General features: G+C 49.0%; 15 protein-coding genes and 1 pseudogene. 10 read left to right on the top strand and 6 right to left on the bottom strand.

Features of this window, described 5'->3' with window-relative positions:
• Positions 1–12: 12 nt before the first annotated feature.
• The gene (locus EL29_RS22215; protein WP_028716051.1) at positions 13–1,272 is read right to left on the bottom strand and encodes a DUF1479 domain-containing protein; all 1,260 of its coding nucleotides are present in this window, start codon (positions 1,270–1,272) and stop codon (positions 13–15) included.
• Positions 1,273–1,495: 223 nt separating this feature from the next.
• Between EL29_RS22215 and EL29_RS22210 the strand changes: the two genes are divergently transcribed.
• Complete coding sequence (locus EL29_RS22210) at positions 1,496–2,317, top strand: Cof-type HAD-IIB family hydrolase (protein WP_014604586.1); 822 nt, start codon at positions 1,496–1,498, stop codon at positions 2,315–2,317.
• A 289-nt stretch (positions 2,318–2,606) separates the two neighbouring features.
• Here the strand turns inward: EL29_RS22210 and EL29_RS22205 are convergent, their stop codons facing one another.
• A complete protein-coding gene (locus tag EL29_RS22205) occupies positions 2,607–3,293 on the bottom strand; it encodes a RipA family octameric membrane protein (RefSeq protein WP_014598185.1) in 687 nt (228 codons plus the stop codon).
• Positions 3,294–3,463: 170 nt separating this feature from the next.
• Between EL29_RS22205 and EL29_RS22200 the strand changes: the two genes are divergently transcribed.
• Positions 3,464–3,775: a hypothetical protein gene (locus tag EL29_RS22200; RefSeq protein ID WP_014333049.1), complete on the top strand. Its 312-nt coding sequence runs from the start codon at positions 3,464–3,466 to the stop codon at positions 3,773–3,775.
• A 189-nt stretch (positions 3,776–3,964) separates the two neighbouring features.
• On the top strand, positions 3,965–5,023 hold the full coding sequence (locus EL29_RS22195; protein ID WP_028716050.1) for a diguanylate cyclase: 1,059 nt from the start codon (positions 3,965–3,967) through the stop codon (positions 5,021–5,023).
• 98 nt (positions 5,024–5,121) lie between these two features.
• Here EL29_RS22195 and map read toward each other — a convergent pair whose 3' ends face one another.
• A complete protein-coding gene (map, locus tag EL29_RS22190) occupies positions 5,122–5,907 on the bottom strand; it encodes a type I methionyl aminopeptidase (RefSeq protein WP_013028064.1) in 786 nt (261 codons plus the stop codon).
• Positions 5,907–6,149, bottom strand: a complete 243-nt coding sequence (locus EL29_RS22185; RefSeq protein WP_013028065.1) for a ParD-like family protein — start codon at positions 6,147–6,149, stop codon at positions 5,907–5,909. Before EL29_RS22185 ends, map begins: the two co-directional genes overlap by 1 nt.
• 637 nt (positions 6,150–6,786) lie before the next feature.
• Here EL29_RS22185 and EL29_RS22180 point away from each other — a divergent pair.
• The 3 genes and pseudogenes from EL29_RS22180 (at position 6,787) to EL29_RS22170 (ending at position 8,948) form a co-directional block, all read left to right on the top strand.
• A complete protein-coding gene (locus EL29_RS22180) occupies positions 6,787–7,080 on the top strand; it encodes a hypothetical protein (RefSeq protein ID WP_033766331.1) in 294 nt (97 codons plus the stop codon).
• A gap of 130 nt (positions 7,081–7,210) precedes the next feature.
• A pseudogene (locus EL29_RS22175) lies at positions 7,211–7,412 on the top strand (methyl-accepting chemotaxis protein); the annotation flags it as partial.
• 435 nt (positions 7,413–7,847) lie between these two features.
• Positions 7,848–8,948 (top strand): tyrosine-type recombinase/integrase, encoded by a 1,101-nt coding sequence (locus EL29_RS22170; protein WP_028716049.1) that lies wholly within the window; start codon positions 7,848–7,850, stop codon positions 8,946–8,948.
• A gap of 61 nt (positions 8,949–9,009) precedes the next feature.
• Here EL29_RS22170 and EL29_RS22165 read toward each other — a convergent pair whose 3' ends face one another.
• Positions 9,010–9,405, bottom strand: a complete 396-nt coding sequence (locus EL29_RS22165; protein WP_013028069.1) for an H-NS family histone-like protein — start codon at positions 9,403–9,405, stop codon at positions 9,010–9,012.
• Positions 9,406–10,582: 1,177 nt separating this feature from the next.
• Here EL29_RS22165 and fhuE point away from each other — a divergent pair.
• From fhuE to EL29_RS22145, 4 genes are all read left to right on the top strand, one after another.
• Positions 10,583–12,796, top strand: a complete 2,214-nt coding sequence (gene fhuE, locus EL29_RS22160) for a ferric-rhodotorulic acid/ferric-coprogen receptor FhuE (protein WP_028716048.1) — start codon at positions 10,583–10,585, stop codon at positions 12,794–12,796.
• A gap of 213 nt (positions 12,797–13,009) precedes the next feature.
• Positions 13,010–13,570: a non-canonical purine NTP pyrophosphatase gene (locus EL29_RS22155; protein ID WP_013027794.1), complete on the top strand. Its 561-nt coding sequence runs from the start codon at positions 13,010–13,012 to the stop codon at positions 13,568–13,570.
• Positions 13,567–14,361 (top strand): SIR2 family protein, encoded by a 795-nt coding sequence (locus EL29_RS22150; RefSeq protein WP_013027795.1) that lies wholly within the window; start codon positions 13,567–13,569, stop codon positions 14,359–14,361. Before EL29_RS22155 ends, EL29_RS22150 begins: the two co-directional genes overlap by 4 nt.
• 136 nt (positions 14,362–14,497) lie before the next feature.
• Positions 14,498–14,824 carry a YebG family protein gene (locus EL29_RS22145; RefSeq protein ID WP_014333057.1) on the top strand — a complete coding sequence of 109 codons (327 nt, stop codon included), beginning with the start codon at positions 14,498–14,500 and terminating at the stop codon, positions 14,822–14,824.
• A 333-nt stretch (positions 14,825–15,157) separates the two neighbouring features.
• On the opposite strand, the gene EL29_RS22140 is transcribed toward EL29_RS22145, so the two are convergent.
• A complete protein-coding gene (locus tag EL29_RS22140; protein WP_019105854.1) occupies positions 15,158–15,496 on the bottom strand; it encodes a cupin domain-containing protein in 339 nt (112 codons plus the stop codon).
• Positions 15,497–15,616 lie beyond the last annotated feature (120 nt).

Genomic DNA, 15,616 nt, shown 5'->3' with positions numbered 1-15,616 from the left:
GTCTCACTGGTTTCAGGCTAAACCCAGTCCACGTTTACCCACCGAATTGAGATCGGCGAGGGTAAACCGGTTCTTCCAGCCGGCCTCGTAATGTTCAGGCGGAAAATCAGCAGGGGAATGACCCTGCTCAAGTGCACTCGCCACCTGATGCGCATAAGCGCGGTTTTTATCACACATTGGCGCCGCGGGAATATACATAACGTTTCCCCATCCCTGTTGATTTTCAACCGGTGCGACCGCATGAATCAGGTCACAGTGCCACCATACCGAATCGCCTGCGGTGATCGCCGGTACGGAGCATAATCCTTTTACCAAATGCGGGTGCCATTTTTCACTAATCGGGAGTACGCGCCCCGGTTTAACACCACATAATTCATCGTCAGCGACATCCGATAACAATGGGCGCAGCAGCACATATGCAATGGCCTCCGGTACGGGAACCACGTGCAGTAAGCCCTGACCCGGCATCATATCGGACAGCGCCGTCCAGCCCTGAAACGTCCGGAAAGCCGAGCATTTTGTGGTATCAGGAACATCAAACTCATCCACTTCGCTGCGATGTGCGGCATGCCATGGGTCGTAATGCTCAAGATTGCCGTCAAAAATCGATCGAAAAACGCATTGGTAAGCGGGCAACAGCCAGCGTTCCAGCGCGCCGGAGTCAGTGTGTGCGCCCAACCCTTTCGAGGTCGTTCCTGGCGGTCGCCGACGAATGCGATCCGGATAGATAAGATTCACGTCCGGATCGAACCATTGCTGGCCCCCGGATTCAAACGTCCACAGGCGATTTAAACATGACTGCACCTGGGCCATTTCAGGACTCTGACGCGCCTCCATTTGTGCGTGAGACCAGTAAATGGGATAGATTTCAGGGCGGGATGCTTCCAGGCTGCCGAAGAAATTATCGCCCGGGCCGCGGTACTGTGCATCAAACTGATTTTCGTCCAGGTAACGCAGCATGGAGGTATCCCATGCCAGCGCCTGTTCCCGAGGGAAATGCTGCTTAACCACTACACAGCCACGGCGCTTGATGCTTTCTCGGGTTTCAGGCGTCAGCCCTTGGGTGATCTCCTCGGGTGAAATAACCGGCCAGGCGCTGCCGTTTAGCCGCTCTTCCGCTTTTGCGTCGCTTATCGCCTGCTCGGTTCTCTGGCAAACCTGCCTGAATAAGCCTTCAACATCGCCAATCTGCTGACGGATCTGCTGTTTAAACTGGCGGATGGCGGCTGAAATATCCGTGGGTAACGCTGTGTGCTGAAGCTTTACATTCATGACTGCGCCCTTAACAGTGTTTTCATTTTACATATGAAGGTTTATTTCATTTCATTCGAAAGTCAGCACTATGTTTAACAGATTGCTGTTGGTGAAAACCGGAACTGGCGCACAATATGAGCGAACAGAAGGATTTTTGATGACTGGAATTCTCATTATCCCCTTCAACGAGTAAGCTTAAAAATGAGTGAGCCTGTTCAGGCCGGGAAAAAGGGGGATGACAATGGCAGTAAGGATGATTGCAGTGGATATGGATGGGACGTTTCTGGACGAAAACAAGCAGTACAACGTCCAGCGCTTTTCACGCCAGTACGCCCTGCTAAAGCAAAAAGGTATTCACTTTGTTGTCGCCAGTGGCAATCAATATTATCAGCTACAGCGCTACTTTCCTGACATCAAAAACGACATTGCGTTTGTTGCCGAAAATGGTGCGTGGGTATCAGAAGGCGATGATGAAATTTTTTGTGGTGAGCTGGCAAAGGAAAGCGTGCACCGCGTGTTGGATATCCTGGCAAAAGAGCCGGATATCAGCACTGTCGTTTGTGGACGCAAAGGCGCTTATGTCCATTCTTCAATGCCAGACAGCGTTATTCAGATGCTTAACAATCATTATTACCGACTTGAAAAGCGCGATAATCTTTATGATATCGATGACACCATTTTTAAGTTTTCGCTTAACCTGGCCAACGAAGGCATAGACAGCCTGATGGATCGTCTGCATAACCAGCTCGGTGAAATCGATCATATTATGCACCCCGTATCGAGCGGCTATGGCTTTATTGACCTGATTATTCCAGGCTGTCACAAGGCACATGGTATTGCTTTGCTGCAACAAAAATGGGGCATCAGCGATTGTGAGGTGGTGGCCATCGGCGACAGTGCAAACGATATCGAAATGTTGCGCCAGGCCTGTTTCAGTTTTGCAATGGCCAATGCTGTTGAGTCGGTTTCAGCCGTTGCGCGGTTTAAAACGGAAAGCAATCAGGATGAAGGGGCGCTAAACGTCATTGCCAGAGTGCTGGCGCGCGAATTCCCTTTTGATTAACGCCGCAATGGCGGCTTTTCAATCATGAGCGCGGAAGGGGAGCCTCTTCAAAAACAAACTTAACGTGACGATGTCACTTATTTTGCCTGCTTCTGATCTTTTCGGACTGTATAAGGTGCTGGCAGGGGATGTCAGTGCCGCGCAAAGAAACCGCATGCAAAGACAGGTTAATGGTAATAGTTACAACATACTTTAAATGATTTTCTTAACACCGTTCGGTTAGATCGACGTCGTCTTTGTCTGGGCAAGAAAATCACGAAAAGCCCGGTCCAGGCCGGGCGGGCAGGCATTATTTATCCGCTTTCTTCTCATCCTCAGCGCCTGACGGCTCCGCTTCAGCAACGGACAGCCAGGGCTTGAGGAGTTGAATATCCAGAATGACGTAAACCATCGTGCTAATAAATAACGAAATCACGCTACCGAATACGCCGCTGGTGGTGAAGGTCAGATAGTTATAGATAATCAACCAGGTCAGGCAAATGAACAGGGAAAGGGCAAGCATAATCGATGAGAGTGAATAGTTGCTGGTGCCGGCGCCTTGTTGGTGCGTCAGTTTAAACAGGTTCCCGAGGGTGTATTTTTCCAGCATCAAAATCGTTTTTTGCCAGTTACGGCGTTGGCGTGAACCTGCGCGAACAATAAACAGATACAGTACGGAGATAAAAAAGCCTGAAAAGGCAATCAGTACCGGAACAGCCTCCAGAGCATACTCAATGCTTTTGTGGCTTGCGCCAGCCGGGCTCAGGTCCAGCGTTAATGAGGCACCCAGTGCGGCATACAGAAAAACGAATAGCGCCAAAAAGGTTATCGTGCGCTTCCAGTCCGCCTCTGCTTCGCGGTTCTGTTGCTGGAGGGCGACGGTAAAGGCGCGTTCGATATGTTCAGCCTGAGGTGAGTGCATTTCAATCGCCTCTACCGTTTCATCCAGCAGGGCAGTGATAAAAGGTTTGTGGTCGTTGTGCAGGGGAATTTTCATGACGTCGATTCTCGTTGAAATTTCCGCTTATTTTAGTCTGCCTGAAGGGAAATGATACCTGCTTAACGTGATTAACCTTGTCAGACTGAGCCACTTAACTCGCAGGTAATGCGCTTTGCGAGCACGGCATGATGTACACTGCTTATGAACTCACCACGAGGAAAGCGATTATGAATGACAAGAAAATGATTTCCATCGATCAGTTCAGTGATGAAGAGCGACTCGCCGTTAATGAAGTTCTTCAAAACCTGATGCAGAAGCACCGTCAACGCACCGGCAAAGAACCTGATGCAAAAAAAGAGAAAGAGTTAAACAGCGAAGCTCGTCAGCAGGTCATGGCCGATAAACTTCTTAATGAAAAGTTAAAAGCAGAAAAAGAAAGTAAAAAACCGCTCAGGAAAAAGAAACCCTCTTCGCTAACGGCCAGTGAAGTCGGCGATTTCAACTGGTCCGCCTCAGTGGCTAAAGGCCGCAGAAGATAAAGTAACGCCCAGTCGCGCTAAGGCCTGACGATATAACATGGATCGTTGGGCCATGTGGACCCGGCCAAATCATCGGCATAAGTCATCATAACGGCAATAACAAATAAAGGGTAAAAGTCTTAAAAATTAAAGCGCAGGACGTTTTTTGTGGATAAACTGCGCTAAATATATTGTCAATTACGCGTGCGAATGACCTATTACTCACCTGATGATCATCATCTTAAAATGCGATCCACGCGATTTGTCCGTCGCATGTTTGCCATGCGCCAGCTTGGCACGCTTTTATGTTTTTTGCCGATTGCATCCGTTCTCCTGGAACTGGGGAAAGAACCAGCGATATTGGTATTACTGATTAGCAACGTTCTTATCTGGCCTTATCTGGCATACCGCCTTGCCGTAAAATCACGGGACTCCACCGCGCGGGAGCGTTCAAATTTAACGCTGGATGCCGCATTTGGCGGTATCTGGATTGCGCTGATGGCCGTGAGTCCTATGCCGTCCTTTGTCATCATCGCGGTTTTGATGGCCGACCGTTACGCCGCAGGAGGCTGGCCTCAGTTGCTCTCTGCTACGCAGGCATTTCTGTTTGCCTTTATTCTGGTATGGACGATTGAAGGCGCGCCGGTTTTGATGGAGTTTAGTACGCGCACAGCATGGCTTACCCTTCCACTGGCCACATTCTATATGTTGGCACTCAGCGTTGTATCACACAATTTGACGTTGAGCCTGCGTCAGAAGAACCGTGAGCTGGAGAGAATTGCGCTGATGGATCCCGGTCTGGAAATCCCTAATCGTCGTTTGTTCGAACGCCGGCTTGAAAGCGAGCTTTTGCGCACCTTGCGGGGTGACACCAGAGCGTATCTGATACTGATAGATGTCGACCATTTTAAAAACGTTAACGATACGTTCGGTCACGAAGCCGGGGATTTTTTGCTGGCTGAAATTTCCGGCCTGTTACGTGACAGCGTAGGTATGAAAGACATTCCGGCACGCTTTGGCGGAGATGAACTTGGCGTTATCATTCGTGATTCGAATGACGTTGACATCATCAGACTGGCCGAATCGCTTCAAAGAAATATTGGGCAATTACGCCTGCCTGCTTCTGTAACGTTCAGGTGTTCAGTCAGTATTGGCATTGCCAGTGCTGATAAAGCCGACTCAATACATGAGTGGCTGCGGCGCGCTGATAAAGCGTTATATGAAGTGAAACGATCAGGGCGGGATGGCCTGAAATTATGGCGGGCCTGATCCCCAGCGGAACAACGCATCGCGGAGTTCGGTAACGTCCACCCGTAGTGCATCACCAGACCGTCATCAATGCCGCCTCCTCTGAGGCGGCATAAGTATCAGATAGCCGGATAGTCGCCAGTGCCTTCAGGCCAGGGCGTGAGCAGGTCAAAGCCCGTCTCGGTGACGGCGACGGTATGCTCCCACTGGGCAGACAGCGAGCGATCTTTTGTAACCACCGTCCAGCCATCAGAAAGCACACTGGTCCCTGCTTTTCCAGCATTGATCATGGGTTCGATGGTAAAAATCATCCCTGCCTGTAAAGGCATTCCTTCGCCCGGCGTGCCGTAGTGAAGAATTTGAGGTTCGGTATGATAAATCTCGCCGACGCCATGACCGCAATATTCCCTAACCACGGAAAAACCCGCGCTCTCAGCAAGGCGCTGAATAGCGGCGCCAATATCGCCCAGTGTCGCGCCCGGGCGAACCGTTTTAATGCCTGCAACCATGGACTGATAGGTAATATCCACCAGCCGTTTTGCACGCACGGATGGCGTCCCCACAAAATACATTCGGCTGGTATCGCCATACCAGCCATCTTTAATAATGGCGACATCGATATTCACAATATCACCTTCTTTTAATGTTTTGGCCGCCGGGATCCCGTGGCAAACAACATGGTTAACGGAAGTACAGGTGGTACGGGTGTAACCGTGATAACCGATATTGGCGGGCGTAACGTTGAGTTCATTGACAATAAAATCATGACAGATATCGTCCAGTTGCTCTGTCGTGATCCCCGGGCGTACATGAGGGGTGATCATCGCCAGCACCTGGGCGGCAGCATGCCCGGCAGCACGGGCTTTTTCAATTTCTTCTGCAGAATGGATCTTAACGTTCCCCATTACACTTCTCCTTGTGGGGTTAAATCGGCATGATGTAGTACCTGGCGAATATCGGCACCGCCGTTCATTTCGATGCGGATTAATGTTTGAGCAAGCTCGTGTTGTGTCAGCTGGGGATACAGCTCGGCCAGCATGCCCAGTTTTAACCAGTGCTCAGCCTGCGCATTTATTGAGCGGCTCATCGCCTGGCTGGCGATGCGTAAGTTTTCATGCATCAGATCGGATATTTTAACAATGCCCATGCGAAGCCTATATGGAATGTATACGTTTTATATATAGATTATGCTTTTTGGGGTGACAGTGAAAGCTGAATTAACCGGTCATAAAATGCTTAGAGCGCCATTCTTACGGTAGCGCGATGAATTTCTAACTTCATGGCACAGTCTGAGTGCGTATTTAATCTGTTCTGATCCCGCGCCTTTTATTGGCGTGCCGGGCAGAGTTAGTCTTTGATGTGACCGATCAGCAAAGTCGAACACCATTCTTTGACCGAGTTAAACTTCATAAACCTATGCGGTATTAACCAGGTTAACTTTTCATGTTACTTCGCAGATCATGAACCATAATCTACTGTTGAAAATCTGCGATATTGACGCATCACGCCTGTTCCGTCCTGGCCATCGCGCTAAGGTCTGCAATTCATGGGTTGGGTACAATCAGACAAAGATTTGTCTTTGTCTGATTGTTGCCGCTGCTTCAGTTACACGCCGGTTGCGGATGTCCGTTGACAAGACGCGGTGTGGATTGTGCAGAGTGGCGGTAATGTGCGGGAGGTTTAACGCAGGCGGTGGTATTTTATCCGGGGCTCTTACGCCTTAAAACAGCATCATAAAAGGATTACGCGTGTTCACGTTGCACTTAACCACCGGGATTAACCTTATGAGAGCACTCTTCGTCACAGGCCTGATCTTTGCGCTAGCCGCATGCTCCAGCTCAGTGGGTCGCAATGTTGATACAGCAACCGTTCAGAAAATCAGGCCAGGCCTGACAACCCGAGCGGATCTGATCGCGATGTTTGGCCCGCCTGACACGGAATCCCCGTATCCCAACGGACAACAGTTACTGATGTGGAAATACAGTAAAGCCCGAGCGCTGGCTACCTCGGCAGGTGAAACGCTCACGGTACAGACAAAAAATGGCAAAGTGTTTAACTACACCTTCAGTAAAAGCTGACGTTTTATCCCGATATCTCTGCGCACAATAAAAAACGTGATTGTATTGCCAGGTTAACACAATCGCGGATCTGTGCAGGGAGTTAACGTATTCCTCTTCGTTCAGGAGGGATGTGATGAATAAGCCCATCGTGGCAACCGGCACCGGAAAACGTATTCTGAAAATTGTCGGTATGGCCGGTGAGCTGGCCGATGCCATGGATAATATTTCGCTGTCCTTATCAATACAGGCAGGACATTTTTCAGGTCAGTATTGCCGTTAGCCAGATGGATGCTGCCACGCAAACGCACGCTGTATTTGTCGAAGAATCCTCTCCAGTCTCGCAATCTTAATCTGAGCAGATGTACGCTATGGTGAAAACCTCCGCTTAGCGCGCCCGCCCCGTCATTAACGTGTTTCCCGTTGTCTCGTCAGCGATGACGGGGCAACGCCATGTTGCGCTTGCTGCACAGCGCCGCGTAAAGCCCCCACATCCTTCGGCGTGTTAAGTGCCGGGCAATCCAGTGAACACCTTATTCCTCTCTGAAAATACCGACGGCAATGCCGGCGTGTAGAAAAACGTCTCTCCTGGCGAATGTCACGGGGAAGGGCAGTCTCTCTGCGTAGCGTCGAGGCGTTAACACAGTCATTGCCGTTTTGCTCTTTGCCTTGATTCCTTTTCAGAATCAGCGTAGCGACGTCTTTGTGACTCCAGACTTAACAGGTCTGGAGTCACAGTCGGCAGAAAGGTAGAATCTGCAATACGGCTTTATTATCTGGGAAGGGCAGTGGCTGAAATCAGCATAAATACAAGGTCGCCCCATGTCGGCCATCACGTTATGGTATGGCTGGAGCAGATCAGAAAGGCTTCGCTGTCTGAAGTCGATAATTTTGGTGACGAGGGCACGGTCGAGCAGGTCATTAAGGTCTGGGTAAAGCTGTCATTACTCGTTACGCGTCGCCGTCCTGAAATCGCGATTTCCTCCCTTCTCCGGCATGTCTTACCGAATATTGGCTCACTCCCGCTGAAGAATCTGACGCGATTACGACTAAACAGACTATATAACATACTGATTTCAGAGGGTAAAAAGGAAGAGGCGCGGCGCGTATTCGCGTTGACAAAACAGTTTTTATCCTGGGCAGAAATGCAGGGTTATCTTGAGCATTCCCCTGTTGCTTCAATAAAAAAACGTGACATTGCAGGCCGTGCGGCCTCACCGCGCAGTCGACAGTTGTCGGATGCTGAGATTTGGGTGTTCTGGCATGGGCTGGACAACTGGGCGCTTTCTGAACAGGCCCGTTGGGCACTGCGGCTTTGCCTGGTGAGCGCGCGACGACCAGACGAGATCGTTCAGGCTCGTAAAGCAGAATTTAATTTACAGTCAGGACTGTGGAAACAAGGTACGCGAAACAAATCGCAACGTGAACATACGTTGCCGGTCTCTTCCCTGATGCGCCTGTGTATCGAGTCATTGTTAAAGGCCAGCGATCCTGCTTCGCCCTGGCTGGTACCGGCACCACGCGATGTGATGCAACCGCTGTCAAAAGGTGCGCTTAATCAGGCTCTGCGACGCATGTTGCGCGCACCGCGCGGCCTGGGACTGGAACATTTTACACCACGAGACCTGCGGCGAACGGCACGCTCAAAGTTATCTGCACTGGACACGCCAAACGACGTGGCAAGAAAAATCATGAATCATGCATTAGAAGGGATAGATCGTGTTTACGATACGCACGACTATGTCGTGCAGATGCGCGCTGCACTGGAAAAGTATTCGGAATCATTACAGGTAATTATCAACAGTGATAGTTACCATTTTCTACATCATCGTTATGAAGGCGAAAGGCTGAAATTAGACAGTTCCTCTGTCATGGTCATGAGCCTTTAACGGGACAGTCAGGCTGTTTCCAATAAAAAAGCGGTGTCCTCATCAACACCGCTTAATTATGTCAGATCAGGAAGTCATCGAGAGAACCGCCTGCATCCAGGGCCTTTTTAATAGGCGATGGTGTACGGCCCTGACCTGTCCATGATTTCTTTTCACCGTTTTCGTCGGTATATTGATATTTAGCCGGGCGCGGGGCACGTTTAGCTTTTGTTTTAGTTTCTGTAGGTAAATCCATCAGCTCAGAAATATCGATGCCGTCATTCATCAGCATTTCTTTATATTTAGCCAGCTTGTCTGCTTTTTCACGCAGCAGGGCTTGCTCAGCTTCTTCTTCTTCACGGCGTTCAGCGACAACGACAGAAAGCTTTTCGAGCATCTCATTTAACACATCAAGCTCAATTTCCCGGGCTTGTGCGCGTAAAATACGAAGGTTATTTAATGCTTTGAGCGCATCCATTGATTAATCCTTAAATTACAGCGAATATTTTAAACAGAGCCATTCTACGAAAAATATTCCCAGAAGGAAATATCTCTTCAGTCCGAAATGTACAAATTTGTTACTGTAAAGATTATTACTGACTTTCAGAACCTGAGAAACGGCATAAAGTTTAGGAATACATTGATGTTTTAAACATATTTAAACCGCCTCATGCCAATGAAAGGCGAGCAGGTTCTACACAACATGAATTATAGAATCTCTTTTTTAAGTTAAAAAATCAATGAAAATCAAAACCTAATACCTGGCTATCTTGATTTGTCGTCACGTTGTAAACCTGGAATGATGTGATTTGTCTCGTCAGAGAGAAATGATAACGTATAGTTAATAATAGCCACCCTTAAATAAAAGCTGGTCTGAGCGGACGAAATGCCTTACTAAAAAAACCGCTATTGAGGATAACGTTTTGTTATATGTAAACCCTGATTTTGATGCCAGACATCCCTCGAACCTTCCATAACCCGACCGTTGCAGCTGTTGGCTGCTTTGCAAAGATGAGAAACGGCTTTACCCGATCTGAGAAAAATAGCATTCCGGATTTCGCAATTACACAAACTCGATAAAGCAACCTGTAACCTGTGCCAGGCTTCATGCCAGGCTGAACGTTTTCTCTGTCAACCCAACGGCCATAAGTCTGTATTATCTGAACATAAGCGAAGCGTCAATAAGGGCAATAACGTTCACATCACCGTTGTCAATAACAGCCTTTACCCATTTTTTCCATATTGTTTAAACCTGCAGTTCACCTGTCTCAGATAATGACCGCATTATATATAAGGAAAAAAGACATAAGCGAGTGTGAGAAATAATTCTGTTCACACAGGGGTAAAACGGATGGCTCAAAAATATCCAGGCCAGCTAATTTCAGCGTTACGTCACGCGCTCGGGTTCAGAAGTACTGTGCCCGACTTGCGCTAAAACATCTGCATTATCAACAGAATACACACATCGGCTTTTCTGACGCTTTTAAAGATAAATGTTAACAATAACTTGCAATGATAATCTAAATGAGTATATTTCTCATTTGTTTTTACATGTTGTTGTTTTTGTCCTTATTCCTGATGGCCAGCCCGCACGGTAGTTAACTGGGACTGATGCAGGGCAGTGGCAGCTAAAAAAAAGAAAACGAGGCGTTAGAATGTTTCTGAATATCCCCCTCCTGAACAGGGATCGCGTGAAGCCCACTTTTCCTCTGGTTCCCTCACGCTTATCACTTTTGGCAACCCTTGTGGCAGGCGTATCTTCACATAATGCGTTTGCAGAGACGCCATCGGATGTGAATACGAGCAACCCGACGCTTATCGTTACTGCGGCTGAACAGCCGGTTTCCGAAAATACTTCCTCGGACTACAGCGTACCTGTTACCCGCGCGGGCAATAAGTTACTTTCGACCGTGCGCGATATTCCTCAGTCTGTAAGCATCATCAGCGCGCAGCGCATGAAAGACCAACAGCTACAGTCGTTAAATGATGTTCTGGACAACACCACGGCTATTCAGACCAGCACAGCGGATATGGATCGTAAGACCTATTATTCTCGCGGGTTTTTAATCGACAATTACCTGATTGACGGTATTCCTACTGTATTCGAAGAACGCTGGAATTTGGGTGATGCACAGACGGATAGCGCATTATATGAACGCATTGAAGTGGTCAGGGGTGCAAACGGGTTATTGACCGGTGCCGGTAATCCTTCCGCTGCCGTTAACATGGTACGTAAACATGCCGACAGTCACCAGCCAGAAGGCGAGATATCCGCCAGCTATGGCAGCTGGAATAAACAGCGTTACGTTATGGATGTGCAGTCCCCGTTGAATGCTGCAGGAAATGTTCGAGGCAGAGTGATTGCGGGTTATCAGGATAATAATAGCTTTATTGAGCGTTATGGTGCTGAAAAGAAATTTGTTTATGGGGTGATTGATGCCGATCTCAATGACGCCACCACATTATCTGCAGGCTATGAATTTCAGCAGCTGAATACTGACAGCCCAATGTGGGGCGGTTTACCGCGTTGGTACACAGACGGTAGTAAAACCCATTTTCGTCGCGGCTTTAATACCGCCCCTGACTGGACTTATAACGATAAAGAGAGCAGAAAACTCTTTGCCCGGCTCAAACACACTTTTGCAAGTGGATGGCAATGGACCCTTAACGGCACCCATGATCGGTCAACGCTTAACAGCAAAATGATGTATATCGCCGGCTATTTTGACAAAAATACGGGTGCAGGCGTTTCTCCCTATGCGGATTATCCTGTCGTTGCGGGCACGGGATATAATGCAGCCAAACGTCAAGTCGATGCTGTGGATACTTTTGCCAGTGGCCCTTATCAACTCTTCGGGCGCACCCATGAATTAATGGTCGGTGTTAGCTACAGCAAACAAAAAAACACTTACTACGGTACTTTTGCGAATATCTCGCCAGAAGAATTGGGGAATTTTAACCTTTTTGACGGCCAGTTCCCGGAAACGGATTGGGCGGCGCGCACCCTGTCCCAGCAGGATATTACCCGACAAAGCTCGGGCTACCTTGCCACCCGTATTTCACTGGCGGATCCGTTAAATCTGATACTGGGCGCACGTTACACCCGTTGGAGCAAAAATACACTGACCAACGATATGGAAAAAAATAACATCACGCCTTATGCGGGTCTGATTTATGACATTGATGAGAACTGGTCAACGTACGCCAGCTATACTTCCGTGTTTCAACCGCAGTCATATCGTGATCTCTCAGGTGCCTATCTGGCGCCGGTTATTGGTAAGAACTACGAAGCCGGCGTTAAATCTGACTGGTTCGACAGCCGCTTGACCACGTCAGTCTCGGTCTTTCGGGCTGAGCTGGATAATGTGGCACAGACCACCGGTCGCATTATTCCGGGTACCACCGAGTCAGCGTATGAAGGCAAAAATGGTACGGTAAGCCGAGGAATTGAATTCGAAATTAACGGCGCAATCACAGATAACTGGCAGATGACCCTGGGAGGCACGCGTTATATTGCCGAACAGCGTGATGGCACGGCGGTAAAACCCGACTTACCGCGAACGCAGTTAAACGTCTTTACGCGCTACCGTTTACCCATGTTCCCTGATCTGACTGTGGGTGGCGGAGTGAAATGGCAAACGCACGTCTGGAGCGATAATTCGGCACCGGAAGGAAACGGAACGTGGCGTGCTGAGCAGGGCAGCTATGCGTTAGTCAATTTATTTAGCCGCTACCAGGTGACGAAAAATTTTGCTGTTCAGGGCAATATTAATAATCTCTTTGATAAAACCTATGACACGAATGTTGCGGGGGACATCGTTTACGGTGAACCCCGCAACGTCTCTGTGACTGCCAGCTACCGTTTCTGAAGACGCGGACTTTCACCAGTGAGCGCCTCACCCGGGGCGCTTGCTTCCCCTGCTTTCTCCCCTTCGGCCCGGCGCAAATCGCTGATCCATCACGTTTTGACGTAATTGCCAGGCCAGAAAGTCAGGGATTTGCGCTACACTGACCAGCGTTAATCCTCCATTCTGCCGCTATGATAGCGCTGTCTGAGGCAAACTAATTCACCTGGAAGAAGTATGAAAATCAGATTCCTTTCGGCTAATGAGCAAAAACTGGCGGAGGTGCGTGAAATCCTGGAGCCAGTGGGCGTCGAAGTCTTGCCGATCGCTCGTCGTATTGAAGAAATTCAAACAGAGAATGAGCTGGATTTGGTGCGGGACAAACTCACAAAAGCCTTCTCAATTATTGGGCGTCCTCTCTTCGTTGAGCATACCGGACTTTATCTCGATGGGCTGAATGGCCTGCCTGCGGGGCTGACGCGCATATTCTGGAACCGGCTGGATGCCGATCGTTTTGCCTCCCTCGTTAATGGCCTCGATAGCCAGGGTGTCACGGCCAAAACCGTACTGGGCTATTGTGACGGGCGCAAAATGTATCAGTTTTACGGCGAATTACGTGGCACTATTGCCTCAAAACCGGCGGGCCCGCGTGGTTTTCAGTGGGACTGCGTGTTTATTCCTGAAGGCTACGATCAAACCTTCGCTGAGATGGGCGACAAGAAAAATGAAATCTCAAACCGTCGCATTGCACTGGACCGCTTCGCGTCCTTCTTAAAAACAGCACGAGGCGTGGCATGAAACCTGAACTGAAGCGGGCTTATGACTCCGGTAAGCTGATACTCTTTGCCGGTGCAGGCCTGTCCCGCAATCTTGGCCTGCCAGAATGGCATGAGCTCATTGCCCATCTGGCCAACGAGCTGGGGTACGATCCCAAAATTTTTAATACCTATGGTACGCACCTTTCCCTGGCCGAATACTATAAGCAAAAAAAAGGATCGCTAGGGCCGTTGAGAAGCTGGATGGATCGCGAATGGCATCGGCCGGATATTGATGTTCGTAGCTCTGAAATTCACACCATGATCACGCAGGGCAACTTTTCGCGTATCTATACCACCAATTATGACCGCTGGCTGGAAGCGGCACATGAGGCGCACGGTGTGCCTTACTCAAAAGTCGCGAATGCGGCCGATCTGGTGTCATTAACTGAAGACAAGCGCCACATCATTAAACTGCACGGCGACTTTGATGATGATACCTCCATCGTTTTAGATGAAAGCAGTTACTTTGAGCGCCTCTATTTTGATTCGCCGCTGGATATCAAACTGACCCATGATGTCATGGGGAATTCGGTGTTGTTCGTGGGCTACAGCATCAGTGACTTTAATATTCGTCTGCTGTTTTATCGCCTGACCAAAATGTGGGGGCGCACGGGCCTGGCCACTGCGCGCCCCAAGTCGTACCTTTTCACTAACCGCAATAACCCGGTGGCAAAAGAAGTGCTGGGTCAGTGGGGCATTGAAATGATCGTCTCTGAAGAAGACGATCCTCGAAAAGCCCTGGCCGATTTTATGCAAGCGCTTCTGGCGTGATGCGCGGGGCGGGGCTGACCACGTCGTTGTAAAATCTGAACCGCATGTCAGGTTTATCGGGCGTGGTGATTCTTCTCTGGAAAATGCGGATTACTGTGGTATGCTGTATAAATACACAGTACCTGAGGGCAAAACTATGGCTGTTGAGACAAAATTTGTAGTGGTCAGAAAAGGTGAAGAGAAGATGACATTTGCCAACAAAAAAGAGGCTGATGCCTACGACAAAATGCTGGATATGGCGGAAGCGTTCACCGACTGGTTGCTGACTCATCAGGCGGAGATGGATGAATCTCAGGCTGAAACACTCGGCCTGTTGCTGGCAGAACAAAAAGACGCCGTGCAGCACATTCTTCGCACCAGTAAACTGCCTCAGTCAACCTCAGGCGGTAGCGCCCCTGAAGCGACGGATGCTGATCATGCGCCGCAAAGTGACAAGAAAGTCCGCGCCGTCAAAGCCGCCTGACCGGGTTATGCTGGAAGCCTGCTTCCAGCATAACCACTCTCGTTTCCTGTCTTTTATCCGTCAATGACCGACTCAGCGTGGGTCTTTTGATCCTTCTCAGCGAATCAAATGCGTTACGGCAAAAGCATAGTGATGAAGGTATCTGGCCATGCACGTCATGCAAAGTACATAACCATGAAACCAGCCTGATTTGTTTAGCATGAATGGGTTCCCGGTTCAGTTATGCCTGGTTAGAAGAGGGCACAGACTGCCATTTAATCCTCGCCTATGTATTGTTTCATATCAATACTATTCAGATCAGTAACGGATTCCTGCGTATTATTATGGCCATGTTCAGGTCAGATCGGTACGATCGCCTCGGGTCGTCGGATGGGAAATAACTAAAAAAGTGACACTGTCATTTCCGTCGTTACGTGCCTGATGTTTCGCACCCGGTGAGATCTCAATGCCTTGCTGCGCCTGCAGGAGATGCACGATGCCCTCAATTTCCATCGTCAGCTCTCCCTCTAAAACGAAAAAGAACTGGCGAGACTGAACGTGAAAGTGTCGGGTTTCAGCAGTCGCAGGCGGCATATGTTCATGAATAATGCTTAAATCCTGGCGTTTCAGCAGATGCCAACCATCACAGTTATTTCCCCAAACATAATGTTCTGCGTTGTCTTTCGAAATCATAAATCCTCTTTTTGCCCGCAACGGATAATGTGAGCCGATTCTGGCTTTGATTCATCTTATTAAAGTTAAATTCTGGCGCGCCGATAGTTATTCCAGGGACATGAAAGATTGTATCTGACA

Origin of the sequence: Pantoea ananatis LMG 2665 (assembly GCF_000710035.2) — a bacterium.
GTDB classification, from domain to species: domain Bacteria; phylum Pseudomonadota; class Gammaproteobacteria; order Enterobacterales; family Enterobacteriaceae; genus Pantoea; species Pantoea ananatis.
Note: the sequence above shows the minus strand (reverse complement) of the source record. Positions and strands in the feature narration are given on the sequence as shown.

Excerpts from the sequence above, each read along its gene's own strand:
- EL29_RS22155 (WP_013027794.1), top strand. The coding sequence starts at position 13,010 with ATGAAAATCAGATTCCTTTCGGCTAATGAGCAAAAACTGGCGGAGGTG.
- EL29_RS22205 (WP_014598185.1), bottom strand. The coding sequence starts at position 3,293 with ATGAAAATTCCCCTGCACAACGACCACAAACCTTTTATCACTGCCCTG.
- EL29_RS22180 (WP_033766331.1), top strand. The coding sequence starts at position 6,787 with ATGAGAGCACTCTTCGTCACAGGCCTGATCTTTGCGCTAGCCGCATGC.
- map (WP_013028064.1), bottom strand. The coding sequence starts at position 5,907 with ATGGGGAACGTTAAGATCCATTCTGCAGAAGAAATTGAAAAAGCCCGT.
- fhuE (WP_028716048.1), top strand. The coding sequence starts at position 10,583 with ATGTTTCTGAATATCCCCCTCCTGAACAGGGATCGCGTGAAGCCCACT.
- EL29_RS22150 (WP_013027795.1), top strand. The coding sequence starts at position 13,567 with ATGAAACCTGAACTGAAGCGGGCTTATGACTCCGGTAAGCTGATACTC.
- EL29_RS22195 (WP_028716050.1), top strand. The coding sequence starts at position 3,965 with ATGACCTATTACTCACCTGATGATCATCATCTTAAAATGCGATCCACG.
- EL29_RS22210 (WP_014604586.1), top strand. The coding sequence starts at position 1,496 with ATGGCAGTAAGGATGATTGCAGTGGATATGGATGGGACGTTTCTGGAC.
- EL29_RS22145 (WP_014333057.1), top strand. The coding sequence starts at position 14,498 with ATGGCTGTTGAGACAAAATTTGTAGTGGTCAGAAAAGGTGAAGAGAAG.
- EL29_RS22200 (WP_014333049.1), top strand. The coding sequence starts at position 3,464 with ATGAATGACAAGAAAATGATTTCCATCGATCAGTTCAGTGATGAAGAG.
- EL29_RS22215 (WP_028716051.1), bottom strand. The coding sequence starts at position 1,272 with ATGAATGTAAAGCTTCAGCACACAGCGTTACCCACGGATATTTCAGCC.
- EL29_RS22140 (WP_019105854.1), bottom strand. The coding sequence starts at position 15,496 with ATGATTTCGAAAGACAACGCAGAACATTATGTTTGGGGAAATAACTGT.
- EL29_RS22185 (WP_013028065.1), bottom strand. The coding sequence starts at position 6,149 with ATGGGCATTGTTAAAATATCCGATCTGATGCATGAAAACTTACGCATC.
- EL29_RS22165 (WP_013028069.1), bottom strand. The coding sequence starts at position 9,405 with ATGGATGCGCTCAAAGCATTAAATAACCTTCGTATTTTACGCGCACAA.